The sequence below is a fragment of the Bacteroides rodentium JCM 16496 genome, assembly GCF_000614125.1.
GTDB lineage: Bacteria > Bacteroidota > Bacteroidia > Bacteroidales > Bacteroidaceae > Bacteroides > Bacteroides rodentium.
The window spans coordinates 127,244-153,288 of record NZ_BAKJ01000003.1 but is presented as its reverse complement, the minus strand read 5'-3'; the positions used below and the strand labels follow the sequence as shown (position 1 = coordinate 153,288).

Below are 26,045 nucleotides of genomic sequence, written 5' to 3'. Positions count from 1 at the left end.
TTGGACAATCATTGCGCCTACGTATCACGTCCAAATGAATTTTCTCAGGGACCGACTGGTACCAGAGGTTTCTGCAATTATATTACGGTTCCTGATGAGCGTGCATTTTTGCTACCTGATATTCCAGATGAAACTTACATATTTGTAGAGCCGACAGCTTGTGTATTAAGAAGCATAGAGGTGGCTGGATCTATCGGTCGAAATGTCGGGATTATCGGTACAGGGACATTCGGAATACTTCATTCTATTGTGTTAAAACAATTGGGATATAATGTAATCTTATTCGGATTAGAACGGATTTATAATCAACCTATATGTCGCATGATTGATGCATACATAAATATTGATGATTATGCAGAAGGCTCTATGAGACCACAGATCGATGCGTTTTTTTGTACTCAGTATGGAGAAAAAGGTCTGGTATATGCTTTAAATATGATAGAACGGGGTGGAACGATTGTTTTATTCCAGTCTATAGCGAATGAGTCGGTTGTTAGCATTGATTACAATAAAGTGCATTACAAAGAAATCAAGATTCATGGAAGTATTGCCCATACGAAACGAAATTTTCAGGATGCCGTTTCTTTTGTTTCGAGACACAATGATCTTTACAAGATATTATCGTTGAAGATTTATTCAAAGAAAGAACACTTAGCTGCATTTCAAGAGTCAATAACCCATAAATTTAACAGAGTTGCCATATCATTCGGATGAAAAGAATTCAAATTAACAGTTTTATATTTGAGGAAATTATTTCTTCAAAACAAATAAAGGAACGGGTTTCAGAGGTTGCCCGACAGATAAATTCCGAATATCAGGGAAAGAAGCCGATTTTTATTCCTGTCTTAAACGGTAGTTTTATGTTTGCATCGAATTTGATTCAACAAATCGATATTCCGTTGGAGATATCTTTTGTAAAATTGAAATCGTACCAAGGTATGGAATCCAAAGGATATATCGATGAAATATCAGGGCTTGACGTCAATATCACGAATCGTCATGTCATTATCGTGGAAGATATTGTCGAATCAGGTCTGACCACCCGATTTCTTATAAATAAATTGTCCAAATATCATCCGACATCAATACAAATAGCTACTTTTTTGTATAAGCCCCAGAAACTAAAAGAAAAAAATCACCCACTCAAATATATTTGCTTTTCGATTGGAGATGAATTTGTAGTAGGCTATGGTTTAGATTTAGATGGATATTACCGGAATTTAAGTTCAGTATATCAATTAGTCAAGTAATCAATAAATGAAAAAATCCTCTCATTACAAAATATCAATAATAGATAACATTACTATTAAGGTTGGTTAGAAATAAACATGTGTAATCTAAATGAAAAAGACCGTCCTTGAATACACGACCGATACCTATCAGGAAGATATTCCCAAACATATCCTTCAAGAAAACAAGATACGTCTGAACTCTTTTTTCTTGGAACAAGAATCTGTACAGAAGAAAGGGATTCTGTTTGTATTCAGATATGCATTCTACTCCGTTGAGAATCCTCGGAAAGTTACGAAACAATATTTATTGAAAGAATATGAAAGGCTGCCTTTGGAAAAAAGGAGTGTACAGCCGGAACAAATACCCGATATGAAACAATACAGTGATATAATACTGTATGGAGATGATACCTCTCCTGAAGCACAGAAACTGTTGACAGAATACCTCCAACGGCATGATTCATTAAAAGTCCAGTTGTCTTTTTTTGACAAGAGAAATGATTCCACCTCCAAGGATGAACGAGCCATCGCATATGCGGAACTGCAGAAGGCATTATTCTTTTGTCGAAGAAAAAGGATACCTCTCCTGTTCGTTTCCTTAAAAGGGATGATAGACGACACCCGTTTTCTCAATCTACTGGAAGAGAGCCATATTGATTTCAGATGTATCGATTTTCCATGGTTCTGCAAGGAGAGTCTGGACCTGATAAAAGCCATGGTGTTGTATGTCCAATTGTCGCAAGAACTTAAAAAAATAAGGATATATGAGGATGAAAACATGAGTGGATAATCGACAATATGCATGACGGTTAAGGATTGGGCAAAGTGGTAAAAAAGAGGTGGAATATAATCAATGGCGAGTATAACGGCATGATAGAGAACATGGAAACGGATATTGCGAGGAATTTTATAGACAATGTCGTTACAAACGATTCGTATATGTGATTTTCACCTATAGGGAGAATTTCATTGGTCGGGGGCATGGTTTTCCATGTTTATAGATGCAGAATATATGATAACATAGTAGGCAAATACCTTTGCAACATAAAATCTTTTTCGGATACATCATCTTGATGGCGATCATAACAAGTATGGTCGCCGTTTTGTTTCATGAGCGTAACCGGGTAGAAGCTATCAAGACTGAAGCCGTAACTATTCGTCAGATACAGCGTGATGGAAATACTATCCTCCACCTGATTTCCGTTCTCGCCTTTCACGGTGGACAGCCATCTTCTGGACGGAAGAGTATCTGGTCGAATACAGGGAACTCTGCCTGCGTACAGACTCCCTGTTGTGGACGATGCATGGTACGGAATTTGTCCGTAAAGGGCATATCGATATGCTCCGAGGCCTGCAGGCAAGCAAGGAGGCCACCTATACCAGAGCATGCGGTTGTCTCAGCAACAGGATAGTACCGATGATCTTTTGCTGAAACGCCTGCCCATCTCCGTGCAACAGGCAACCCGTCTCCGTACAGTCACCCCGTAAGAAAAAAGGCCTTCCCGGGTGGCTCTGGGCAAAGGAAGCCGTACATTTGCCGCCCGATACGGATACCCTCCACTCGCTAAACCGGGAACTCGGACGAGAGTGACTAAAACATTATTTCGGAAACACTGAATCTGGATAAATAGTTGATATTAATGATAACAAAAAGTGTGTCCCTACAAGCGAAAATCCTTTTCGGATATCTGGTTTTAATGGCTGTTATCATCAGCATGGCCGCCATTCTTTTCCATGAACGCGCGAGGCTCCGGGAACTGGAGGCCGACATCGTAGAAATCCGCCAGGTGCGGGGTGAGCTATCCGAGATACACCGCAATATAACAGTTCTGGCCTCATTAGGCGAGAGTGTTATCGCTTGGGAGGAGGAGGACTACCGTGCCTACCAAACGAGGCGGTTGAGAGTGGATTCCCTGCTACAAGTCTTGAAAATAGGCAGCGACAACATGGTAGATACCACTCAGATAGACACGCTTCGGGGATTGCTGTCAAGCAAGGAGGGGCACCTGTACCAAATCATGCAGGTGTTCCATCGGCAAGACAAAGCCGACAGCTTGCTTGTCAATCATCTGTCCGAAGCTGCCCGGCAAGCGATACAACCACGTACCGTCATGCGAAAGAAGAAAGGCATCGCAGGACTGTTTGGCGGCAAGGAAACTGTGGAAGTGCCCGCGTCTCCCAACAGGCTCCGCTCTCTGAACGAACAGCTTATCGCCTTGCAAACGGAGAGAATACGCAATATGGAGGGCTACACCGACAGCCTGCGTGTCCGTAACAAGGATTTGAACCGGAAACTCTTCGCCTTGCTCGGAAGCATCAACAATCACGCACAAGCCGCCTTCCAAGACAGAGAACGATATATTGCGCAAGCGCACAATTACTCCACCTCCATCATCACGGGGCTGATAGTCGCGGCAATCGTCCTGCTGGTATTCTCGTACCTGATTATCCACAAGCATCTGAAATGGGATGTAAGGCTCAGGGACAAGATGAAAGGTATCATAGACAAGAACAATGAACTGCTGGAAACACGCAAGAATATCATCCTTACCATCTCGCACGATATACGCGCCCCGCTGAATATCATCAACGGCAGCGCGGAACTGGCGGCGGATATCCGTGATAGGAAAAGGCGAAACCATCACCTGACCAATATCAGAATCGTTTGCAGGCATATCCTGCACCTTTTGAACAATCTGCTGGACGTGTACCGTCTTAACGAGTCCAAGGAGACATGCAACAACGTACCATTCAGCCTGAACGATTGGTTGGAGCGTATAGCCACCGGCTTTTCCAATGTGGTGAACAATAAAGGCATCCTTTTTCTTTGCGATTTCAAGGATACGGATGTCGTGCTTCACGGTGACATAGACCGTATCGCACAAATCATAGACAACCTGCTGGCGAATGCAGTCAAGTTCACGGATAGCGGAACGATACGTTTCAATGCCGCCTACAAAGACGGAAATCTCTCTTTGGAGATAAAGGACACAGGCATAGGTATGGACGAAGATACCCTTTCACGCATATTCCGCCCGTTCGAACGTCTGGTCTCGGAAATGAACGCCGACGGCTTCGGGCTTGGACTCCCTATCACGCAAGGTTGGTCAATCTTTTAGGTGGAAAAATAGATGTCGAAAGCGAACCCGGGCATGGAAGCACTTTCCGGGTATTGTTGCCATTGCCGGTTTCCGATGAAAGGATAGAACACGAGGCATCGGCATTGCGGACAACATTCCCGTTGCCCCAAAGCGTCCTTGTCATCGACAACGACCGTCTGCAACTGGAAATCGTCAAGGAGATGCTGGAGCGTAACGGTGTGTCCTGTACCGCCTGTTCCAACGCCAAGGAACTCGTGAAGGAGATGCGCAAGCAGGATTACGACCTGCTACTGTCAGACATACAGATGCCGGGAACCAACGGCTTCGAGATATTGGCTTTGCTGCGTAATTCCAATATCGGCAATTCACGCACGATTCCTGTCATAGCCATGACGGCAAGAGGCGACCGGGAAAAGGAGGCGTTCACCGGCAGCGGCTTTGCCGACTGCGTTTACAAGCCTTTTTCGATGAACGAACTGCTGAATACCATATCCGCTGTTATATCCCATACAGAACCGGAAGAACCCTGCGTTCCCGATTTCGACACATTCACGGCGGATGTCCGGGACAAGCGGAAACTGCTCCGGACGTTCATTTCTCAATCCAACCGGGATATAAAGGATCTCCGGTCTGCCATGGGAGCCGGAGACAGAGCCGGATTACGGGAAATCGCCCACAAAATACAGCCCTCATTGGAACTGTTGCAGTCCTACGGTCCGTTTTACGATTTCCGGGAAGTGCTGAAAGACGAGACAGCCGGTAAGGATGTCATTGAAGAATACACGAGACGGATTATAAAACATATCTCCATGCTGGTAACGGAAGCGGAGAACACCATAAACAAAATAGCCCATGAAACGGAAAATACTGATAGTTGAAGACAATGTAAGTCTTTCGCAGCGACAGAAGGACTGGTTCGAGCAGGCCGGGTACGATGCGATGACGGCCATGAACGAACCGGCAGCCCGTGCGTTGATACGCAAGCACCAATTCGATCTGATCCTGTCTGATGTCCGGCTGCCGGAAGGCAACGGCATCTCCCTGCTGGAATGGCTTAAAAAGGAGAAAAGGGACATACCTTTCATCATAACCACGGAATACGTGTCGGTACCGGACGTGGTACGCACCATCAAATTGGGAGCGAAGGACTACCTGCCCAAGCCGGTACACCGGGAACACCTGCTTGAACTGGCAGAAGAGATATTCCGTCCGCTCGCGACTGTCCGCACGAAACCGAAAGACCTGTTCAAGCGTACCTGCCCCAAAATACTTGAGGTGGAAAGGTACGCGAGGCTGGTCGCCCCCTCGGACATGTCTGTGCTTATACTCGGTGCCAACGGGACGGGCAAGGAGTCCGTGGCCCAAAGCATCCACGAGAACAGCGGGCGTGTGGGAATGCCGTTCGTGGCGGTCAACTGTAGCATCCTGCCACGTGATCTTGCCCCCTCCATGCTGTTCGGGCACGAGAAAGGGGCTTTCACGGGTGCGGACACGGGCAAGCCCGGTTTCTTCGACATGGCAAAAGGCGGTACGTTGTTTCTGGACGAAATCGGAACGATGTCGTTCGAGATACAGTCCATGCTGCTACGGGTATTGCAGGAGAACATCTATATGCCTATAGGCGGTCAAAAAGAAAAGATTGCGGACGTAAGAATAGTAGCCGCCACGAATGAAAACATGGAACGGGCGATTAATGAAGGGAGATTTCGGGAAGACCTCTACCACCGCCTTTGCGAGTTCGAGATACGGCAACCCTCTCTGGCAGAATGTCCGGGCGACATCCTGCCTTTAGCCGAATTTTTCCGTAAACGCTTCTCGAAAGAACTCAAACGGGACACACGTGGTTTTTCCGACGATGCCATATACCGCCTGCGCTCCTATTCCTGGCCGGGCAATGTCAGGGAGTTGCAGAACATGGTAAAGAGAGCCGTGCTGCTTGCAGAAATCCCGTTACTGGAATTATCGGATTTGAATATAGGCGGTCAGACAGAGCATACGAATGAGGGAATTGCTCCTGTTGTATTACCATTGAAAGATGAGAACGCAGAGAAAGAATCCATCATTAACGCCCTACAAGCGTGTAACGGACACCGTGAACAGTCGGCACGGCTACTGGGAATAAATCCGGCGACCTTGTACCGCAAGATGAAGAAATACGGAATAAAATAATTTTCAATATGAACGATAATTCGTACATTTGCAAAAGATTGGAGGGTTCATAGAACCGTGTCCGGTTTAAACATAGAAGATAACGGCGGGGGCGTAAAACTTCCGCTGATTATATACATACAAGTCGCAAGAGATCTCAGGTAGAAATCTGGTAAATTTCAAATTGTAGAGATTATTGCGTGTAGCTTGTGCTATGCCTTATAGCGTGAGCTCATGCATGATTCTACAATGGGCTTACCAGAGCCTCTACCTGATAGTGCGTGAGTTTCACGCTTTTAATTTTGGTATACAGATAGAGGTATGGCAACAATACAAATCATAACCGCGGTGACATTGGACGGTTATCTTCCTGACAAGGATGAGGAACTGTTGCAATGGATCAGGACGGAACGGCAAGGTTTCCCATTCTGGCACGAGAGGAGCACCTTCACGCTATTCCCTGGCTATCCCATGCTGGATTTGATTTGTGAGAAGGGCGAAAAAAATGCCTCGTTCATCTACACGGCAGAGATATACGGCAAGGAAAGCCTCGGTTTGCTGCATGGGCTGACCATCTACCACCTTATCGACGAAATTGTGATTTATATCCTTCCCCTGACATATGGGAAAGGCATCGCCTGCCTGCAACAGCTCCCTGCCAACCGCTGGGAACTCTATCGGTCTAAAACTTTTAAAAACGGGATTACCCGTATCATTTACCGCAAATCCTCGCGATAGTCCATTGCATCCTGCAAAGGAATCTCGCATTTTGCAAGATTCTTGGAATCGACATTTTCACATCATTGAAATTTTATTCCATTGATATACAATGCTATATCGGTGTTTTTTGGTGTCTATCGGTGCCATTGGCACGCCGTTGGTCTTATAATATGATATAACCTGTTGCGCAACAAGGTGTAAGCAAACGATTATTTACACTAAAACAGATTAGTCATGTTACAGATAAACAGTGAGACCGCCCATGGGATGTTCACCCAAATCATGGAACGGTTCGACAAGATAGAGCAGACATTGGAACGTATGAACAAGCTGAAGGATTGTTTGGACGGCGACACGCTCTTGGACAACTATGACCTGTGCCAGCTGCTCGGCATCACCAAGCGCACGCTGGCGCGTTACCGGCAAAAGAAACTCGTGACCTATTACATGATTGACGGGAGAACCTACTACAAGGCATCCGAAGTGGAGGCTTTCCTCAATCAGAAGGGCAAGTCATTGCCGACGAGATTCAGACACCAGACAAATGTTTAAATTAAACGGAACAAGAATTATGGAACTTATATGTATTGACAAACAGACTTTTGAAGAACTGCGTGTCCGCTTTTGCGAGTTCGAGGAACGGGTGACACGGATATGCCGTCCGGTTAAAGACCTCGGCCTGAAAAACTGGCTGGACAACCAGGAGGTGTGCGATGTGCTTCGCATCAACAAAAAGACCCTTCAGGCGTACCGGGCCAAAGGCTTACTGCCTTTCAGCCGTATCAAGAACAAACTCTTCTACAAGCCGGAAGATATACAGAGATTGTTGGAATTGAGTTATCACCCTTTAATAAAGAGCAAATTATGAGCTATCATTTTATAGACAAGAAAGACCCGCGCATAGACGTTATGTTCCATGGGTTGGAGAAAATGGAGAAGATGCTCTCAGCGATGGAGGATATGCCGAGATCCCTTTTCAATGGTGAACGTTTCCTTACGGACGAGGAACTTTCCAAAGTCCTGCGGGTAAGCAGGCGCACATTGCAGGAATACCGTGCATTCGGTGTGATCCCTTACTACATGGTTCAGGGGAAGGCTCTTTACAAAGAGTCCGATATCATGAAGATTCTGGACGATGCCTACAAGAGATGCCGGGAGGAACAACGCTGGGTATAGCCCTTCCTCATTAATCAAGTGCGGAGAAACAGCCTGCGGCTCGGGCAGGTCGTTTCTCCGCTTTCTTGTTTCATACGGTTTGCGCTTTCTTGTTTCGTTTTTTCTTTGTAGGGAAATCCTCTTCACACAAAGCAATCCTGTTTTCGAAACCAGTGGCTCTCAGCCGTTTCATGTCCTCATCCACTTTCGTGTCCGTGACCTGCGCGTAAATCTGCGTGGTGGAAATGGAGGTATGTCCCATCATGCGGCTTACCGTCTCTATCGGAACACCGAGCGAAAGAGTGATGTGGGTTCCGTAATTATGCCGGGCCTGGTGGAAGGTCAAATCAAATCCATATACCCGGCCTAATTCTCTCGTCAGCTGGATAAAATATCTGCGGGTATAAATATTGAAAACTCTGTCCCCGGTTCTTAGGTTGCGGTATTTCTCTATGATTTGGAGTGGAATATCCAACAGGCGGACAGAGGAAAGCGTGTCGGTCTTTTGCCGGTGGATATGAATCCACCATATGCCATCCTTCGCCTGCGTAATATCATTTACTGACAGCTTCTTCAAATCCGCATATGCCAGTCCGGTGAACGTCGAAAAGATGAACATATCCCGTACGAATTGCAGTTGCGGCTTTTTCACCGGCGTAGTCATCAATGTCTTGAGATCCTCCAGTTTCATGTGGCGGCTCTTCCTTTTGGGCAGTTCGGGATGCAGGCGGCAATATGGATCGCGGCGCAATGTTCCTTGGCTGACCGCACGCATCGTGAGTTTCTTCAAGCGGTACAGGTGCTCATGCACGCTTTTGGGCTTCAGGTTGCGGACTGTACGCAGGAATACCTCGAAATCGTCATAAAACACCCGGTCAAGGCTTCGTAACGTTACATCCTCCACACCTCTCTTTTCCCGGACGAAAGCGGAAAGATGCTTGTAGGAACGCAGATAGGAGTCGTATGTCTCCTGTATGCGGTCTATCCCGACACGTTTCTTGAATTCCTCATTATGCTCCCTGAAGAGAGCCAGCAGGGTAAGCGGTTTCTGTCCGATACCCTTGACTGCATTCTTGACCAGTTCCGCCGTGATGAAACCCAGGCTGTTTTTTATCCGCTCATAATGTCCGGCAATCTCGCTTGTCAGGTCATTTATGGCGCGGTTTACTGTAACGGCATTCTCGCTTCTTCCGTCAGCACGCCCTTTCTCCGGATTCCAGATGGCAGGATTGACCGAAACCTTGGTTCCTATCTGTGCCCATTCTGCATCAATGCTCACCTTGCACAATAGCTGGCACATCCCGTCCTTGCGCACTTTCGTACGGTTGATATAAAACAGCACGGCAAAAGTGCTGCGCCGTTTAGTGTTCTGTTTTTCAATATTCTTTTCCATATAATTGTTTTCAAGTGGTTATTAAATGATGACGGAGAAACGCTCCGAAATTTTCCGGTTCAAGGCCTTTGTATCGGCATCTATCTTGTCGTCGGTCACTTTCGCGTAAATCTGTGTCGTTTCTATCTGGCTATGTCCGAGCATCTTGCTGACCGTTTCAAGAGGAACTCCGTGGGAGAGCGTGATTTCCGTTGCGTATGTATGCCGGGCCTGGTGGAAGACCAGCGGACGGTCTATATGGCAGATCCGGGCAATCTCTTTCAAGTAAAGGTTCAGCATGGAATTGCAATACACCGGCAGTAACTTGTCACCGGGAGCTGTGTCGCCATACTTCTTCAGAATCTGCAACGGCAAGTCCAGCAGCGGAATCTCAAATTCTATCTTGGTCTTCTGTCTGGCACTTTTAATCCACCATGTCCCATCCTCCGCAAGGCACAGGTTATCCCTGGTCAACAGGCGCATATCTCCGTATGAAATGCCGGTGAAGCAGGAAAACAGAAACAAATCACGGACATGATAGAGGGTCTGCCTGTGAAGCGGAGTGGTCATAATCCTGTGTAACTCTTCTGCCGTGAGATATTTCTGTACGGCTTTGGGACGCACCGGCTCATATCCCAAAAACGGGCTGGCGGTAATGATGCCGTCAGCGATGGCCTCACCGATAATCGTTTTCAGCTGTACGGTCAGATTGATAATCGTTCCGGGAGCGAGATTACGTTCAGTCCGAAGATACAAATCATACTTGTCGATGAAAGAGCGGTCCAACGCGGAAAACGGAATATCCGACAGTTTGTATTGCACCTGCAAGAATCTTTCGATATGGTTGTAGGCATTGCGATAGGCCCGCAGGCTTCCTATTGTGCGGTTTACTCCCACACGCTTTTCAAAATTGCTGATGAATCGTTTGAAATACCCCAAAAGCGTTTCTTGCCCGCTGGCCATTCCAAGCAGTACACCTTTCACTTCATCGGCTGTCACACCGTCACGAACAGCCGACTGCTCCGTGTAGATATTCAATGCCATCGCACGAATCTCATCCAGACGGTTGTTGATTTCCTTTGCTGCCACGCTCTTGCCGGTTGCACGTCCGGAGGTCCAGCGTGACTGTGGCACTTTCATCTTCACGCTGAAAGCCGCCTCGGAATACTTTCCGACATTCAACTTTGCCATTACAGGACAGTTGCCGTCAGCATCCGCCTCGCTCTTTTTCAGGTAGAACGATACCTTTACATTTGCCTGATTCATAACTAATTCCTTTGTTTGCAAAATTATTATATGCAGAGCAAATGAACGGCATGAAAAATATAGCGGAACGAAGAATAAGATCCCTTGGCTTGTAAACAGAGTCTATATTTTTTTCTAATACGGAAAAATATGACTAAGTTTGCATTAACAGACATAGCAAAAACTGCGTTCTTTACTATGGTAAACAGGATATAGAACGAGATGCGGGAGCAATTTCCAAACCTCTTTTTCAATCCTGAAAAAGGCAACGGATAGGTAGCGATTCGTTATCCTAACTCCCCCAAAAACGGTCAAAAGCCATAAATGGAAGAATCTGGTACAAAACCACATATCCCTTTCGGTCTCAAACACTTTGCATTATTTTCTCCAAAGCCATCTGTATGTGAGCGAGTTTATATATATTTGTTGATTGAAAGAACAGCGCAATACTTAATCATTTATTAATAATAAATTTTATGAAAACCAATCTAAGCTCTCAAATCACTCTCAACAGAGTCTCCCCCAGGTACTACAGACCTGAGAATGCATTTGAACGGTCGGTATTGACCCGACTGGAAAAAATCCCGACAGACATCTATGAGTCTGCCGAAGAAGGTGCCAACCAGATTGCCCTTGACATTGCACAGTTAATCCGTGACAAGCAAAAGGCGGGACGTTTCTGTGTCTTGGCACTGGCAGGCGGCAACTCTCCGCGCAACGTATATGCAGACTTGGTACGTATGCACCAAGAAGAGGGATTAAGTTTCCGCAACGTAGTCATATTCAATCTCTACGAATATTATCCATTAGCTCCCAATGCCATCAACAGTAACTTCAACGCATTGAAGGAAATGCTGATAGACCATGTGGATATTGACAAACAAAATGTTTTCACCCCCGACAGCACTATCGCCAAAGACACCATCTTTGAATATTGCCGTCTTTACGAGCAGCGCATTGAAAGTTTCGGCGGCTTGGACATCGCCTTGCTGGGCATTGGCCGTGTAGGTAATATCGGTTTCAATGAACCGGGTTCACGCCTGAACTCTACCACTCGTCTGATATTACTGGACAACGACTCCCGCAATGAAGCTTCCAAGATGTTCGGCAGCATTGAAAATACCCCCATCAGCTCCATCACCATGGGAGTAGCCACCATCCTCTCGGCAAAGAAAATATATCTGCTGGCATGGGGTGAGGAGAAAGCGCAAAAGGTGAAAGAATGCGTTGAAGGTCCGGTAACAGATACTATCCCTGCATCTTATCTGCAGACTCACAACAATGCACATGTAGCTATCGACTTGTCTGCCGCCGCCAACTTGACACGCATCCAACGCCCCTGGCTGGTAACATCCTGCGAATGGAACGACAAGCTCATCCGCAGCGCCATCGTCTGGTTGTGCCAACTCACCGGAAAACCCATTCTGAAACTGACCAACAAGGACTACAACGAGAACGGACTGAGCGAACTGCTGGCATTGTTCGGCTCAGCCTATAACGTGAACATCAAGATATTCAATGACCTGCAACATACCATCACCGGATGGCCGGGCGGTAAACCGAATGCTGACGACACCTATCGTCCTGAGCGTGCCAAACCCTATCCGAAACGTGTGGTCGTATTCTCTCCGCATCCCGATGATGACGTTATCTCCATGGGAGGCACCATCCGTCGTCTGGTAGAGCAGAAACATGACGTGCATGTGGCTTACGAAACTTCCGGTAACATTGCCGTAGGCGATGAAGAAGTTATCCGCTTCCTGCACTTCATCAACGGATTCAACCAAATCTTCAACAACAGCGAAGACCAGGTCATTAACGACAAATATGCTGAAATCCGCAAATACCTGAAGGAGAAGAAAGACGGCGACATGGATACGCGCGACATCCTGACCATCAAGGGACTGATTCGCCGCGGCGAGGCACGCACTGCATGTACATACAATAATATCCCTCTGGATCACTGTCACTTCCTCGACCTGCCATTCTACGAAACGGGCAAGATACAGAAGAATCCTATCAGCGAAGCAGACGTGGAAATCGTACGCAACCTATTGCGTGAAGTGAAACCCCATCAGATTTTCGTTGCCGGTGACCTGGCAGACCCGCACGGCACACACCGTGTTTGTACGGACGCCGTATTTGCCGCCATCGACCTGGAAAAAGAAGAAGGTGCCAAATGGTTGAAGGAATGCCGCATCTGGATGTACCGCGGTGCATGGGCCGAATGGGAAATCGAAAACATCGAGATGGCTGTGCCCATCAGCCGGAAGAACTGCGTGCCAAGCGTAACTCTATCTTGAAACATCAATCGCAGATGGAAAGCGCACCGTTCCTGGGCAATGACGAACGTCTGTTCTGGCAACGTAGCGAAGACCGTAACCGCGGGACAGCTGCCTTGTATGACAGCCTCGGACTTGCTTCCTATGAGGCGATGGAGGCTTTTGTGGAATACATTCCGCTATAAGATTTGCTAAATAAAAGAAAGAAGAGTGGAAGGCTGACGGCTTTCCACTCTTTTTTGTATACATTTGCAATCCTTTTTTTTCTAATAACAGACCATCATGCAAAAACTATACCTATCCATTATAGCACTATTCATCACCTTGTCCGGACTATCGGCACAAGAAGTGGAACAGAATGTGGAAGAACGCCTCCAGAGATTCTTCAGGGAATACACCACCCATACGGCCAACATCGGTACCTGCAAGCTGGATAGTTTCCGCATTGACTTCCGGAAGAAGAAATTGCTTGTCTATGCAAACGAGCGCTTTGCCTACCAGCCTCTACGGCCTGAAACCGTCGATGCCATTTACCGCCATCTGGGACAAATCCTGCCGGGACCGGTGAACTATTTCGACCTCACCGTCTTTGCTGACGGGAAAAGCATCGAGGAACTTATCCCCAACCTCTACCGGAAAGGGAAGAAAGACAAGGCACGTCTGTTCGGCCACCTGGAATACAAAGGTACACCCTGGGTAACCCGTACCTCGCGCCCCTACGACATCACCCGCGGACTGGAAGGACGCCACATCGCCCTTTGGCAAAGCCACGGGAAATATTACATCAATGACAAGGACAAATGGGGATGGCAACGCCCGAGGCTGTTCTGCACCACGGAAGACCAGTTCACCCAATCCTTCATCCTGCCCTACCTCCTGCCCATGCTGGAGAATGCAGGAGCCAATGTATTCACCCCCCGCGAACGGGACACGCAGAAGCAAGAAGTCATCGTAGACAATGACGGTAGCCTGAGCGGACATGGAGGACAAGGTTCCCTTTATCTGGACGTGAAAAGCCGGAAAGCACGTTGGGAACAGACCTCCCGACCCGGATTTGCCCAACGGAAACGAACCTATCAGGACAATGAAAACCCTTTCCTCACCGGCACGGCACGCTTCGCCAAAACTGAAAAGAAGAAAGACAAGGCTTTTGCCGAATGGGTCCCCGATATTCCGGAAACGGGAGAATATGCCGTATACGTATCTTATCAGACACTGCCGGGCAGCGTAAGCGATGCCAAATATCTTGTATTTCACAACGGAGGCGTCACGGAATTCAAGGTAAACCAGCAAATAGGAGGCGGCACATGGGTGTACCTCGGCACATTCACTTTTGACAAAGGCCGGAACGACTACGGCATGGTGGTATTGAGCAACGAGAGCAAAGAGAAAGGCGTGGTCTGTGCCGATGCCGTCCGCTTTGGAGGAGGCATGGGCAACATTGCCCGCGGCGGACAAACCAGCGGCTTGCCCAGATACCTGGAAGGCGCACGCTACTCCGCCCAATGGGCAGGCATGCCCTATCCCGTCTATGGAGGCTACGAGGGAAAGAATGATATGAACGACGACATCAACGTACGTTCACGTACAGTGAATTATCTTGCCGGGAAATCAGTATTCAACCCGGTGGAAGAAGGTTTGGGCATCCCCTTTGAAATGAGTATGGCCCTGCATAGCGATGCCGGTTTCAGTAAGGAAGATGAGATTGTAGGCACTCTCGGCATTTATACCACCAACTTCAACAACGGCAAGTTGCATGCCGGTACAGACCGCCATGCCTCCCGTGACCTTTCGGACATTCTGCTGACGCAGTTGCAGCGTGACATCCGCTCCACCTTCAACGTTGACTGGACACGCCGCAGCCTATGGAACCGCAATTACAGTGAAACACGCCTGCCCGCCGTCCCTTCCACCATCGTAGAACTGTTGTCGCACCAGAACTTCGCAGATATGCGCTTGGGACATGACCCTAACTTCAAGTTCACCGTCGGGCGTGCGCTCTATAAAGCCATTCTGCAATACATATGCAGCCAGCACGGCAAAGAGTACGTGGTCCAACCGCTTCCCGTCAGCCACTTTGCCATCCGCTTCGGTCAAAAGAAGAATACTTTAGAGCTCTCCTGGCAAGGAGAGGAAGACCCGTTGGAGCCGACTGCCAAACCACGCGAATACATTGTATATACACGTATCGGTCGTGGAGGATTTGACAATGGCGTATGTGTCAGCTCCCCGTCCCATACCGTAAAAATAGAACCGGGCATCGTCTATTCCTTCAAAGTAACCGCCGTAAACCGGGGTGGCGAAAGCTTCCCTTCGGAAATTCTTGCCGCCTACAAGGCAAAGCGTGAAAAAGGACAGATACTTATCGTCAACGGATTCGACCGCATCAGCGGGCCTGCCGTTATAGACACCCCCGATGCGGCAGGCTTCGACTTGTCGCAAGAGCCCGGCGTACCCTATCTCTATGACATCTCCCTCTGCGGCGCCCAGCAGAATTTCAGCCGAAAGGAAGCAGGACGACGTCTGGGAGAGAGCAATGACGAATACGAAGGCATGAAAATCATCGGAAACACTTTCGATTACCCCTTCGTACATGGCAAAGCCATCCAGGCAGCCGGAAATTACAGCTTCGTCTCATGCAGCGACGAGGCTGTGGAAAAGGGCATCCTCTCATTGGAGGATTATCCGATAGTGGACTATATCCTCGGACTTGAGAAAGAAGACAATTCCAGCAATCCGGCACGCAATACCTACTACAAAACATTCTCCTCGCCCATGCAGCGCATACTGACTTCCTATTGCCAGTCGGGAGGTCATCTCCTGGTCAGCGGTGCCTACGTAGGCAGCGATATGGACAGTTCGCAGGGCAATAAAGAATTTATTCAGAATATCTTGAAGTACCGGTATGGCAACTCTCTGAAAACAGACGGGGACAAAATCGCTGTCCGGGGACTGGGGCATACCTTCACCCTTCCCCGCCTGCCGAATGAGCAAAGCTATCCGGTCACTTCCCCCGATTGCATCCTGCCCATGTCTCCCGCTTTTCCAGTCATGACCTATGCCATCGGCAACACCCCCGCCGCCGTGGCCTATCAAGGCAACGATTATCGCACTTTTGTCATGGGATTCCCTTTTGAAAGCATCCGGGAAGAAACATCCAGAAATGCAATTATGGCATCCATACTCCGCTTTCTCACCACAGATTACACAGATTAACACAGACAAAATAGCAATCCCTATAAATAATCTGTGGAAATCTGTGTAATCTGTGGTGAAAAAACTATCTTTGCTTCCATTAATCATTAAACATTAACCACTAAACATTAAACATCATGTACACTATACAAGCCAACCCCAGCGGAACCCGCAGTCTGGAAGTTTCAGAAGAGAACCTTGCCACCATCGAGAAATACGGCCTCTTCCGCCATCTCATCGACAGCAACGGTATTGTGGACGAAACCGTGCTCGACAAGTTGAAACTGAACATCCGCTCCCTCATCGCCGCACAAGAGGAGGACAGCAAAGACCTGCTCGACCTCTGCATCGACGTTATCTATCACAACAACATGAAGGCCTTCGGACTGCAGCAACTCATCAAGCTCTATCTGCAATGGCTCTCCCAACAAGAAACCATAGAAGAAGAATAAATGAAAACCATCGACACCTGCGGACAACAGCATTACAGCCCTTTAATCCCTGCCGTCAAAGCCATGTGCGAGGCCGGGAAAGGCGAGAAGCTGGAAATCATCATGGATGACGCTGCAGCCTTCAATGACATGAAAGAGTATCTTTCCGAGCAGCAGATAGGCTTCCGTGAGATTTACGACGGAGAACGGATGACATTACAGTTTTTAATGTGCAAATGAAAGAATATCGCCTTACAGACTGGCTTCCTACTACCAAGAAAGAAGTGGAACTGCGTGGTTGGGACGAATTGGATGTAATACTTTTCAGCGGTGACGCCTACGTGGACCACCCTTCTTTTGGAGCCGCCGTCATAGGCCGCATCCTCGAAGCAGAAGGATTGCGCGTAGCCATCATCCCCCAACCCAACTGGCGCGACGACTGGCGCGACTTCAAGAAACTGGGACGTCCCCGTCTGTTCTTCGGCATCAGTCCCGGCTGTATGGATTCGATGGTCAACAAATATACTGCCAACAAACGCTTGCGCAGTGATGACGCCTATACCCCGGATGCACGTCCGGATATGCGTCCGGAGTACCCTTCCATTGTATATACCCAGATATTAAAGAAGCTATTCCCCGATGTCCCCGTCGTACTGGGCGGCATCGAGGCAAGCATGCGCCGCCTGACGCACTACGACTATTGGCAAGACCGTGTACGCCCCAGCATCCTCCTCGACAGCGGAGCCGACTCACTCATCTACGGTATGGGAGAGAAACCGGTGGTGGAACTTGCCGGAAGGCTGAAACGCCAACAGACACAGATAGACGCCCCAAGCTTCAAAAAGCTCATCGCCGATATTCCCCAAATGGTTTATCTTGACAAGGAGGTAGTGGAACAAGAAGGGGATATCATCCTCTTTTCCCATGAAGAATGTCTGAAAGATAAAAAGAAAGAAGCTGCCAACTTCCGTCATATCGAGGAGGAAAGCAACAAATATACAGCATCCCGCATTCTGCAAAAGAGCGGCAAGCAGACGGTAGTGGTCAACCCTCCCTACCCCCCTTGACGGAGGCTGAGCTCGACCGTTCTTTCGACTTGCCATATACGCGCTTGCCTCATCCCAAGTATAAAGGGAAACGTATTCCGGCATATGACATGATAAAGTTCTCCGTCAACCTGCATCGCGGATGTTTCGGAGGATGTGCCTTCTGCACCATCTCCGCACACCAAGGCAAATTCATCGTAAGCCGCAGCAAGGAGAGCATTCTGAAAGAGGTGAAAGCCATCACGGAACTACCCGACTTCAAGGGTTATTTGAGTGATTTGGGAGGTCCGTCGGCCAATATGTACCGTATGAAGGGACGGGATGAGGCCGTCTGCAGGAAATGCAAACGCCCGTCGTGCATCTACCCCAAGGTATGCCCCAACCTGAATACGGACCACCGTCCGCTGCTCGACATCTATCATGCCGTAGATGCCCTGCCCGGCATCAAGAAGTCGTTCATCGGCAGCGGTGTACGCTATGACCTGTTGCTGCACCAGAGCAAGGACCCGAACACTAACAAAAGTACGCAGGAATATACCCGCGAGCTCATTGCCCGTCATGTCAGCGGTCGTCTGAAGGTGGCTCCGGAGCATACATCAGACCGCGTGCTAAACATCATGCGCAAGCCTCCGTTCAGCCAGTTCGGTGAGTTCAAGAAGATATTCGACAGGATTAACCGTGAAGAAGGACTGCGCCAACAACTCATCCCTTACTTCATCAGCAGTCATCCCGGATGCAAGGAAGAGGATATGGCGGAACTTGCCGTCATCACCAAGCGACTGGACTTCCATCTGGAACAAGTACAGGACTTCACCCCTACTCCCATGACCGTTGCCACCGAAGCATGGTACACGGGCTTCCATCCTTATACGCAGGAACCGGTATTCAGTGCCAAGACGCAGCGCGAGAAACTGGCACAACGTCAATTCTTCTTCTGGTACAAACCCGAGGAACGCAGGAATATTGTGAATGAATTGCGGCGGATAGGAAGGCAGGATTTGATAGACAAGCTGTATGGGAAGAGGGGTTAATAGTTGGTGTCGGAAAAGACTATATTCAGAATATGTATTTCTTTATAATCGTACCAATAAACAATCTTACTTTTAGGATGTGTCAATAATTCACGATATGTCTTGTTGCTACTAATTTTCTTGTAACGACCTATCGTAGGCGTTCTGGAAGCTGCCGATACTGCATTTTCCACATTAGTAATAAACGTATCTACATACGATTGACTACAATTAAACAAATACCACATAGCTTGTTTATGCAGTGCGGCTCTTGCCTTTTTATGCCACACTACAGTTAAAGTTTCCATACAGAAAACATATCTGTTACTTCCTCATCGGTACATACACCACTTTCTTCCGCCTCACGAATCATCCGGTCAAACTCTTCTTCCGAGTCATAGCGTTCTGCCGGAAATGCTTCTCCTATATAGAAATTATGTTTTTCCATATCACGAGCCAAAGCCTCATCAAAGTGTGCATACGCAAAAGCTTTTGCCTGCTCAAACCGCTCCTCAAATGAAGCTCCCTGCGGCTTCTTGTCAAGCAACGCACACACCTTCGAAAGCACCTCCGGGTCCGATTCTTCTTCTATCCGCGTACGGATATTGCGCCGCATAGCATTCATTAGCGGTTGATTGTAGTACACCTGCATCGGTTCTTTTGCATCCATATTCTTCTTGTTTTTTTAGGGGAATACTGTTACACAAAGATAAACGTTTTACTCAAAAGTATCATACTGTCTGCATATAAAGATTTAAAAATTCATCAGGCAGCATTCACTCCTCTACCTGCATCGCCACCACCTCCTGCAACGCACAGACCGCCTCTTCCACCGTCCTCACCTCCTTCACCAGCATACTCCGCTTGTTGTTCTGCTCGCGCAGGTCGCAACGGCGGGTGTACTTCATCATGTAGGCAATGACCTTGCCGAAAGCCTGGCTCTGATAGTACGGACTATCCGGATTGGAAACGAAGAACAGAGACATGCGTCCCCCTTTCAGGAAGACCTTCTCCACACCGAGGCGGGCGGCAAGGCGGCGCAAGGGAACAATGCGCAGCAACTCTTCCGTTTCTGGAGGTACCGGACCGAAGCGGTCTTCGAGACGGGAACGGAAAGCAGCCACATCCTTGTCGAGCGTCAAACCATCCAGTTCGCGATAGAGCAGCATGCGCTCGCTGCTACCCGTCACATAGTCGGCAGGCAGCAAGAGTTCAAGGTCGCTCTCCACCTGGCATTCGTCTACAAACTGCTCGCCGCTGATGACGCCTCCGTCTGCTTTCAGTTCTTCGGCATAAAGGTCGGCAAACTCGTCGGTCTTCAGTTCATGCACGGCTTCGGAAAGAATCTTCTGATACGTCTCGTAGCCCAAATCGGCAATGAAGCCGCTCTGTTCGGCACCCAGCATATTGCCCGCACCGCGGATGTCAAGGTCCTGCATGGCAATGTGGATGCCGCTGCCCAGGTCGGAGAAATTTTCGATGGCTTGCAGGCGGCGTTTCGCTTCGGGGGTAAGCGAAGACAAGGGAGGTGCCAGCAGGTAACAGAACGCCTTCTTGTTGCTCCGTCCCACACGGCCACGCATCTGATGCAAGTCACTCAATCCGAAATTCTGTGCCTGGTTGATGATGATAGTATTGGTATTGGGGATGTCGATACCGCTCTCGATGATGGTAGTGGCAAGCAACACATCATAATCGTAGTTCACAAAATCAAAGATAATCTTCTCCAATTCGGCAGGCTCCATCTGCCCGTGCCCGATGCAGACACGGCAGTCGGGTATGTGGCGTTCAATCATGGCTTTCAGTTCTGCCAGATTGGAAATGCGGTTGTTCACGAAGAACACCTGCCCGTTGCGGCTCATCTCGAAATTGACGGCATCGGCAATGATTTCCTCGTTGAAGGTGTGTACCTCCGTCTGCACGGGATAGCGGTTGGGCGGCGGTGTCTGGATGACACTCAAGTCGCGGGCACCCATCAGCGAGAACTGCAAGGTACGGGGAATGGGCGTGGCGGTCATGGTCAGCGTATCGACATTCACCTTCAGTTGGCGGAGCTTCTCCTTGACGGAAACGCCAAACTTCTGTTCCTCGTCGATTATCAGCAAGCCAAGGTCTTTGAACTTCACATCCTTCCCCAATATGCGATGGGTACCGATAAGGATGTTCACCTCTCCGGCAGCAAGTCCTTTCACCACCGCCTTAGTCTGGGCGGCAGTACGGGCACGGCTCAAATACTCCACCCGGCAAGGCAAGCCTTTCAAACGTTCCTTGAAAGTCTGGAAATGCTGGTAGGCAAGCACGGTAGTGGGAACCAGCACGGCAACCTGCTTGTTGTCCGTCACCGCCTTGAAGGCGGCACGCACGGCAACCTCCGTCTTACCAAATCCCACATCACCGCACACCAGGCGGTCCATCGGACGGGTACTCTCCATATCAGCTTTCACGTCGGCAGTAGCCTTGCTTTGGTCGGGGGTATCTTCGTAGATGAAAGAAGCTTCCAACTCCCGTTGCAGGAAACTGTCGGGACTATATTGGAATCCCTTCTCCTCGCGGCGTTGCGAGTAGAGCTTTATCAGGTCGCGGGCGATATCCTTTATTTTCGTTTTGGTGCGGTCTTTCAGCTTCTCCCAAGCTCCGGTGCCCAGCTTGTTGAGGCGGGGCGCTTCGCCCTCCTTGCCCTTGTACTTGGAAACCTTGTGCAAGGAGTGGATGGAGACGAACACCACATCTTCGTTCTGATAGACCAGCTTCATCACCTCTTGTGTGGTGTCGCCGTTGGGGATGCGCACCAGTCCGGCAAAACGTCCCACACCGTGGTCGGTATGCACCACATAATCACCGGGGGTGAACTGATTCAACTCCTTCAGGCTCAGGGCAACCTTTCCGCTGCGCGCTTTGTCGCTTTTCAGGTTATACTTGTGGAAGCGGTCGAACAGCTGGTGGTCGGTAAAGACACAGATACGCAGGTCGTCGTCGGCAAAGCCTCGTGCAGTGTCCGTTCCACGGCGGTGAAGGCGATGTTGTCCCCACGGTCCTCAAAGATGGCGCGGATACGGTCGGTCTGCTTCAGGCTGTCGCTGCATATATAGATGGTATAACCGCGTGAAAGATATTCGCGGAAACTCTCTGCCACCATATCGAAGTTTTTATGGAAGATGGGCTGTGACGAAGTGTGGAACGTGACGGTGGCATCCGGTGTTCCGGTAGGCTTGTTGCCGAACTCCATCCGTCGGAAGTCGAGGGCACGCACGGTAAACTCGCCACCGTCAATCAGTTTGCCTTCCAGCGTGATGGCACCGTTCTCTTCCGCCTCGCGGGCGGCGATTGCCTGCGGGGTGAGCGCTTCGTCGTGTACCGCCTGTATGCGCTCGCGCAACCAGAGGAAATCGCGCATGGCAAGCAAGCTGCCCGCCGGAAGAAAGTCGAGGAACGACACCATGCCGCCGCTTCCCCCTTTCTCCAGCCCACGGCTCAAATCGGGAACTATCACGATGCCCTCTTTCCTCTCCTTTGAAAGCTGCGTTTCCACCTCGAAAGTGCGGACACTCTCCACCTCATCCCCGAAGAAGTCTATACGGAAAGGATATTCGGAGGAAAAAGAAAAGACATCGATGATACTGCCACGGACGGCATACTGCCCCGGCTCGTAGACATAATCCACATACTCGAAGCCATAACTACGAAGCACGTCCATCACGAAGTCCATGTCCACCTTTTCACCAGCATGCAGTTTCAGTGTATTATCCCCCAGTTCCTTGCGGGAGACAACCTTTTCGGCAAGCGCATCCGGATAGGTCACCACGCAAAGCCCTTCTTCTCCTTTCTGCAGGCGGCTCAGCACTTCGGTACGGAGAATTTCGTTTGCCGCATCCTTTTGTCCGTACTTGATGGCACGGCGGAAGGAGGAAGGAAAGAACAGCACGCGCTCCGTCCCGAGAATCTGCGTCAAGTCGTGATAGAAATAGCCCGCTTCTTCCAGGTCGCCCAGAATGAAGACAAACGGAACGTCCGTCCGCTCCACCAATACGGACGAAAACAAGGAGGCGGCAGAGGCGCATAGTCCTCCGCAATACAAATGACGGACAGAGTTATCTTCCAGAAGCCTGCGCATCCCCTCTACATTGGGATGGGAGGCGTATGATTGTTGCAGTTCGGTTATATTCATTGAGTCTTTGCTTTTTTCCCCGAAAAGGTATCAAAACAAACTTATCGTTTTCTTTTATAGTCGAACAGAATACCCGCTCTATCCGCTTTTCTTTTCGCAAATCATTTCTGTTCTACTATCAATTCGTATTTTGATACATAGTCGGAATAAATCCGGTGCAAAAATACGCAAATAATCTTTAGCTTTGACCTATCGGCAACCATGTTCTCTGAAATAATCTTCCCGCTTCCGGCCTGCACATCCTTCACCTTTTTCCGGTATCGTCCTATTTATCGGGGAAGGCGGTGAAACTTCTTTCCCTCCGATTATGAACAACACAGCCTGTACAATCCCTGTTCAGGAGCCATGCTACACAAAGTTTATCCCCAGCCTGCGGACATGTACCCCAAGCCTTGGTCTGTCTATCCCAAGGCTTGGGATAGACAGACCAAGGCTTGGAAACACTCTTTCTGCCTGTATCCGACAACTTTACCCTTTATACTTCGGAAGTTTTTCATTGATAGTTTGAATGTTTTTTATTAATGATTGAGGCGGGAACAGCCGAAGACTGAGGCCACAGTTCAAAGTCCGGCACACGGCACTTTCATTCAATCCGCATTCCACATAGCCAGGAGCTGGAAGGAGCTGCATAAATGGAAGAGCCGCGGCACCGGAACTTTGCAAAATCAAGATTTGTGTGAAAATGCTGCCAGATAAGAAAGAAATGTATTACATTTGTTCCCAATTACAACCCTCACGTGTATTTTTATAAAGTATGCAGACATCAGACAGCATTGTTATCATCCCCACCTACAACGAACGGGAGAATATAGAGAACATTATCCGTGCCGTTTTTGCCCTGGAACATGGATTCCATATCCTTATCATTGAAGACGGTTCGCCGGACGGAACGGCTGCCATTGTGAAAACCTTGCAGCAGGAATTCCCCGAACGCCTCTTCATGGTGGAGCGCAAGGGAAAGCTGGGACTGGGGACAGCTTACATAGCCGGCTTTAAATGGGCACTGCAACGGGCCTACGAATATGTATTCGAAATGGATGCCGATTTCAGCCACAATCCCCAAGACTTGCCCCGCCTCTACCACGCCTGCTCCGAAGAGGGTGCCGATGTAGCCATAGGGTCGCGCTACGTGAGCGGTGTGAACGTGGTGAACTGGCCTATGGGACGTGTACTGATGTCTTATTTTGCCTCCAAATATGTACGCCTCATCACCGGGCTGCCTATCCATGACACTACCGCCGGATTTGTATGTTACCGCCGCCGTGTATTGGAGACTATCAATCTGGACGGTATCCGCTTCAAAGGGTACGCCTTTCAGATAGAGATGAAGTTCACTGCCTACAAATACGGCTTCAAGGTAAAAGAAGTACCCGTCATCTTCATCAACCGTGAACTGGGTACCTCCAAAATGAACAGCAGTATTTTTGGTGAGGCCGTGTTCGGGGTAATCCGGTTGAAATGGAACAGCTGGTTCCATAAATATACAAAAGAACAAGAATGATTGGGGGGATTATTCTTTAGAATTTTCATATCTCCTTCCTTTATATAAATAAGTTATGAAAAGAACATTGATACACAACGCCACGATTGTCAACGAAGGGCAATCCGTGAAAGGCTCCGTAGTGATAGAAGACGGACGCATCGCAGAAGTACTGACTAACTGGAAACCTCTTTCCGCACCTTGTGACGAGACCATAGATGCCACCGGATGCTATCTGCTGCCCGGCATCATCGATGACCATGTACATTTTCGCGACCCGGGGCTGACCCACAAAGCGGACATCCTCACAGAAAGCCGCGCGGCTGCCGCAGGTGGTGTGACCTCCATCATGGATATGCCCAATACAAACCCGGTGACCACTACGCTGGATGCCCTCAATGCCAAACTTGACCTGCTGAACGAGAAGTGTATCGTAAACCATTCCTGCTACTTCGGTGCAACAAACGACAATTACAGCGAATTCGGCAAGCTGGACAAGCACCGTGTCTGCGGCATCAAGCTATTCATGGGCTCCAGTACCGGAAACATGCTGGTAGACAAGATGAACAGCCTGCAGAATATCTTCAACGGTACAGACATGCTGATTGCCGCCCATTGCGAAGACCAGGGAATTATCAAGAAGAATCTCACCAAATACAAGGAAATGTTTGCCGGAGAGAATGATATTCCCATAGGCAAGCATCCCTACATCCGCTCCTCGGCAGCATGCTATGCATCTTCTGAGCTGGCAGTACGGCTGGCAAGGATTGCCGGTGCACGGCTACACATTCTGCATGTGTCCACAGCCAAGGAACTGCAATTATTCAATGACTATTCACTTTCCGAGAAGCATATCACCGCCGAAGCATGCGTTGCCCATCTCCTCTTCACGCTCAGTGACTATCGCACGCTGGGTGCACGTATCAAGTGCAATCCTGCCATTAAGAAGCAAGCCGACCGCGATGCCCTGCGTGCAGCCGTCAACTCCGGCCTGATAGACGTAATAGCCACCGACCATGCCCCCCATCTGCTCGCCGAGAAAGAAGGGGGTGCCTTGAAGGCCATGTCCGGCATGCCGATGATACAGTTTTCGCTTGTCAGCATGCTGCAACTGGTAGATGAGGGAATATTCACACTCGAGACCATCGTTGAAAAGATGTGCCATGCTCCCGCACAAATCTACCGCATCAACAAGCGCGGCTATATCCGTGAAGGTTACCGGGCAGACCTTGTGCTGGTACGCCCCGACACCCCGTGGGAAGTGACAGCCGACAAAGTTTTGAGCAAATGCGGCTGGAGTCCATTGGAAGGGCATACCTTCAACTGGAAAGTGGAAAAGACTTTTGCCAACGGACATCCCGTTTATAGCGACGGCATGGTGGACGACGCTTATCGGGGCGAGGAACTGAGATTTGGGGAGTGAAGGCTAGGGATTAGGGATTAAGGATTAGGAATTAGGAATT

At 48.9% G+C, this 26,045-nt stretch carries 16 protein-coding genes and 4 pseudogenes; 16 read left to right on the top strand and 4 right to left on the bottom strand.

Annotated features, from left to right (window positions below; genetic code table 11):
* From JCM16496_RS02195 to JCM16496_RS02150, 9 genes and pseudogenes are all read left to right on the top strand, one after another.
* Positions 1-714, top strand: a complete 714-nt coding sequence (locus JCM16496_RS02195; RefSeq protein ID WP_244440193.1) for an MDR/zinc-dependent alcohol dehydrogenase-like family protein — start codon at positions 1-3, stop codon at positions 712-714.
* Complete coding sequence (gene hpt, locus JCM16496_RS02190; RefSeq protein WP_025832016.1) at positions 711-1,250, top strand: hypoxanthine phosphoribosyltransferase; 540 nt, start codon at positions 711-713, stop codon at positions 1,248-1,250. Before JCM16496_RS02195 ends, hpt begins: the two co-directional genes overlap by 4 nt.
* Positions 1,251-1,341: 91 nt before the next feature.
* Positions 1,342-2,022, top strand: coding sequence for a hypothetical protein (locus JCM16496_RS02185; RefSeq protein WP_025832014.1), 681 nt, complete (start codon positions 1,342-1,344; stop codon positions 2,020-2,022).
* 850 nt (positions 2,023-2,872) lie between these two features.
* A pseudogene (locus JCM16496_RS02175) lies at positions 2,873-5,211 on the top strand (ATP-binding response regulator).
* The gene (locus JCM16496_RS02170) at positions 5,186-6,502 is read left to right on the top strand and encodes a sigma-54-dependent transcriptional regulator (RefSeq protein WP_025832012.1); all 1,317 of its coding nucleotides are present in this window, start codon (positions 5,186-5,188) and stop codon (positions 6,500-6,502) included. The pseudogene JCM16496_RS02175 and the gene JCM16496_RS02170 overlap by 26 nt, the downstream one beginning before the upstream one ends.
* A 300-nt stretch (positions 6,503-6,802) precedes the next feature.
* Positions 6,803-7,219: a dihydrofolate reductase family protein gene (locus JCM16496_RS02165; RefSeq protein WP_025832010.1), complete on the top strand. Its 417-nt coding sequence runs from the start codon at positions 6,803-6,805 to the stop codon at positions 7,217-7,219.
* Between the two features lie 216 nt (positions 7,220-7,435).
* Positions 7,436-7,753 (top strand): helix-turn-helix domain-containing protein, encoded by a 318-nt coding sequence (locus JCM16496_RS02160; protein ID WP_025832009.1) that lies wholly within the window; start codon positions 7,436-7,438, stop codon positions 7,751-7,753.
* A 19-nt stretch (positions 7,754-7,772) separates the two neighbouring features.
* On the top strand, positions 7,773-8,069 hold the full coding sequence (locus tag JCM16496_RS02155) for a helix-turn-helix domain-containing protein (RefSeq protein WP_025832008.1): 297 nt from the start codon (positions 7,773-7,775) through the stop codon (positions 8,067-8,069).
* Entirely contained in the window at positions 8,066-8,377 is a 312-nt protein-coding gene (locus JCM16496_RS02150; protein WP_025832007.1) for a helix-turn-helix domain-containing protein, read from the top strand. The genes JCM16496_RS02155 and JCM16496_RS02150 overlap by 4 nt, the downstream gene beginning before the upstream one ends.
* 70 nt (positions 8,378-8,447) lie before the next feature.
* On the opposite strand, the gene JCM16496_RS02145 is transcribed toward JCM16496_RS02150, so the two are convergent.
* Positions 8,448-9,749 (bottom strand): site-specific integrase, encoded by a 1,302-nt coding sequence (locus tag JCM16496_RS02145; RefSeq protein WP_025832006.1) that lies wholly within the window; start codon positions 9,747-9,749, stop codon positions 8,448-8,450.
* A 21-nt stretch (positions 9,750-9,770) separates the two neighbouring features.
* Positions 9,771-10,994: a site-specific integrase gene (locus tag JCM16496_RS02140; RefSeq protein ID WP_025832004.1), complete on the bottom strand. Its 1,224-nt coding sequence runs from the start codon at positions 10,992-10,994 to the stop codon at positions 9,771-9,773.
* A gap of 455 nt (positions 10,995-11,449) precedes the next feature.
* Here JCM16496_RS02140 and JCM16496_RS02135 point away from each other — a divergent pair.
* From JCM16496_RS02135 to JCM16496_RS02115, 5 genes and pseudogenes are all read left to right on the top strand, one after another.
* Positions 11,450-13,440, top strand: a pseudogene (locus JCM16496_RS02135) (glucosamine-6-phosphate deaminase).
* A 97-nt stretch (positions 13,441-13,537) separates the two neighbouring features.
* A complete protein-coding gene (locus JCM16496_RS02130; protein ID WP_025832002.1) occupies positions 13,538-16,471 on the top strand; it encodes a golvesin C-terminal-like domain-containing protein in 2,934 nt (977 codons plus the stop codon).
* 116 nt (positions 16,472-16,587) lie between these two features.
* Positions 16,588-16,902: a DUF8442 family protein gene (locus JCM16496_RS02125; protein ID WP_025832000.1), complete on the top strand. Its 315-nt coding sequence runs from the start codon at positions 16,588-16,590 to the stop codon at positions 16,900-16,902.
* Positions 16,903-17,121: a sulfurtransferase TusA family protein gene (locus tag JCM16496_RS02120; RefSeq protein ID WP_025831998.1), complete on the top strand. Its 219-nt coding sequence runs from the start codon at positions 16,903-16,905 to the stop codon at positions 17,119-17,121.
* A pseudogene (locus JCM16496_RS02115) lies at positions 17,118-18,958 on the top strand (YgiQ family radical SAM protein). Before JCM16496_RS02120 ends, JCM16496_RS02115 begins: the two are co-directional and overlap by 4 nt.
* Before the next feature lie 274 nt (positions 18,959-19,232).
* On the opposite strand, the gene JCM16496_RS02105 reads toward JCM16496_RS02115, so the two are convergent.
* Entirely contained in the window at positions 19,233-19,607 is a 375-nt protein-coding gene (locus JCM16496_RS02105; protein ID WP_025831994.1) for a hypothetical protein, read from the bottom strand.
* Between the two features lie 106 nt (positions 19,608-19,713).
* Positions 19,714-23,102: pseudogene (gene mfd / locus JCM16496_RS02100) on the bottom strand (transcription-repair coupling factor).
* Between the two features lie 754 nt (positions 23,103-23,856).
* Between mfd and JCM16496_RS02090 the strand changes: the two are divergent.
* A complete protein-coding gene (locus tag JCM16496_RS02090) occupies positions 23,857-24,603 on the top strand; it encodes a polyprenol monophosphomannose synthase (RefSeq protein WP_025831992.1) in 747 nt (248 codons plus the stop codon).
* A 55-nt stretch (positions 24,604-24,658) separates the two neighbouring features.
* Positions 24,659-26,005: a dihydroorotase gene (locus JCM16496_RS02085; RefSeq protein WP_025831990.1), complete on the top strand. Its 1,347-nt coding sequence runs from the start codon at positions 24,659-24,661 to the stop codon at positions 26,003-26,005.
* Positions 26,006-26,045 lie beyond the last annotated feature (40 nt).

Bases quoted from the DNA above. Each gene is read 5' to 3' on its own strand.
- JCM16496_RS02090 (WP_025831992.1), top strand. From the start codon at position 23,857: ATGCAGACATCAGACAGCATTGTTATCATCCCCACCTACAACGAACGG.
- JCM16496_RS02150 (WP_025832007.1), top strand. From the start codon at position 8,066: ATGAGCTATCATTTTATAGACAAGAAAGACCCGCGCATAGACGTTATG.
- JCM16496_RS02160 (WP_025832009.1), top strand. From the start codon at position 7,436: ATGTTACAGATAAACAGTGAGACCGCCCATGGGATGTTCACCCAAATC.
- JCM16496_RS02155 (WP_025832008.1), top strand. From the start codon at position 7,773: ATGGAACTTATATGTATTGACAAACAGACTTTTGAAGAACTGCGTGTC.
- JCM16496_RS02120 (WP_025831998.1), top strand. From the start codon at position 16,903: ATGAAAACCATCGACACCTGCGGACAACAGCATTACAGCCCTTTAATC.
- JCM16496_RS02105 (WP_025831994.1), bottom strand. From the start codon at position 19,607: ATGGATGCAAAAGAACCGATGCAGGTGTACTACAATCAACCGCTAATG.
- JCM16496_RS02085 (WP_025831990.1), top strand. From the start codon at position 24,659: ATGAAAAGAACATTGATACACAACGCCACGATTGTCAACGAAGGGCAA.
- JCM16496_RS02165 (WP_025832010.1), top strand. From the start codon at position 6,803: ATGGCAACAATACAAATCATAACCGCGGTGACATTGGACGGTTATCTT.
- JCM16496_RS02170 (WP_025832012.1), top strand. From the start codon at position 5,186: ATGAAACGGAAAATACTGATAGTTGAAGACAATGTAAGTCTTTCGCAG.
- JCM16496_RS02130 (WP_025832002.1), top strand. From the start codon at position 13,538: ATGCAAAAACTATACCTATCCATTATAGCACTATTCATCACCTTGTCC.
- JCM16496_RS02140 (WP_025832004.1), bottom strand. From the start codon at position 10,994: ATGAATCAGGCAAATGTAAAGGTATCGTTCTACCTGAAAAAGAGCGAG.
- JCM16496_RS02145 (WP_025832006.1), bottom strand. From the start codon at position 9,749: ATGGAAAAGAATATTGAAAAACAGAACACTAAACGGCGCAGCACTTTT.
- hpt (WP_025832016.1), top strand. From the start codon at position 711: ATGAAAAGAATTCAAATTAACAGTTTTATATTTGAGGAAATTATTTCT.
- JCM16496_RS02185 (WP_025832014.1), top strand. From the start codon at position 1,342: ATGAAAAAGACCGTCCTTGAATACACGACCGATACCTATCAGGAAGAT.
- JCM16496_RS02125 (WP_025832000.1), top strand. From the start codon at position 16,588: ATGTACACTATACAAGCCAACCCCAGCGGAACCCGCAGTCTGGAAGTT.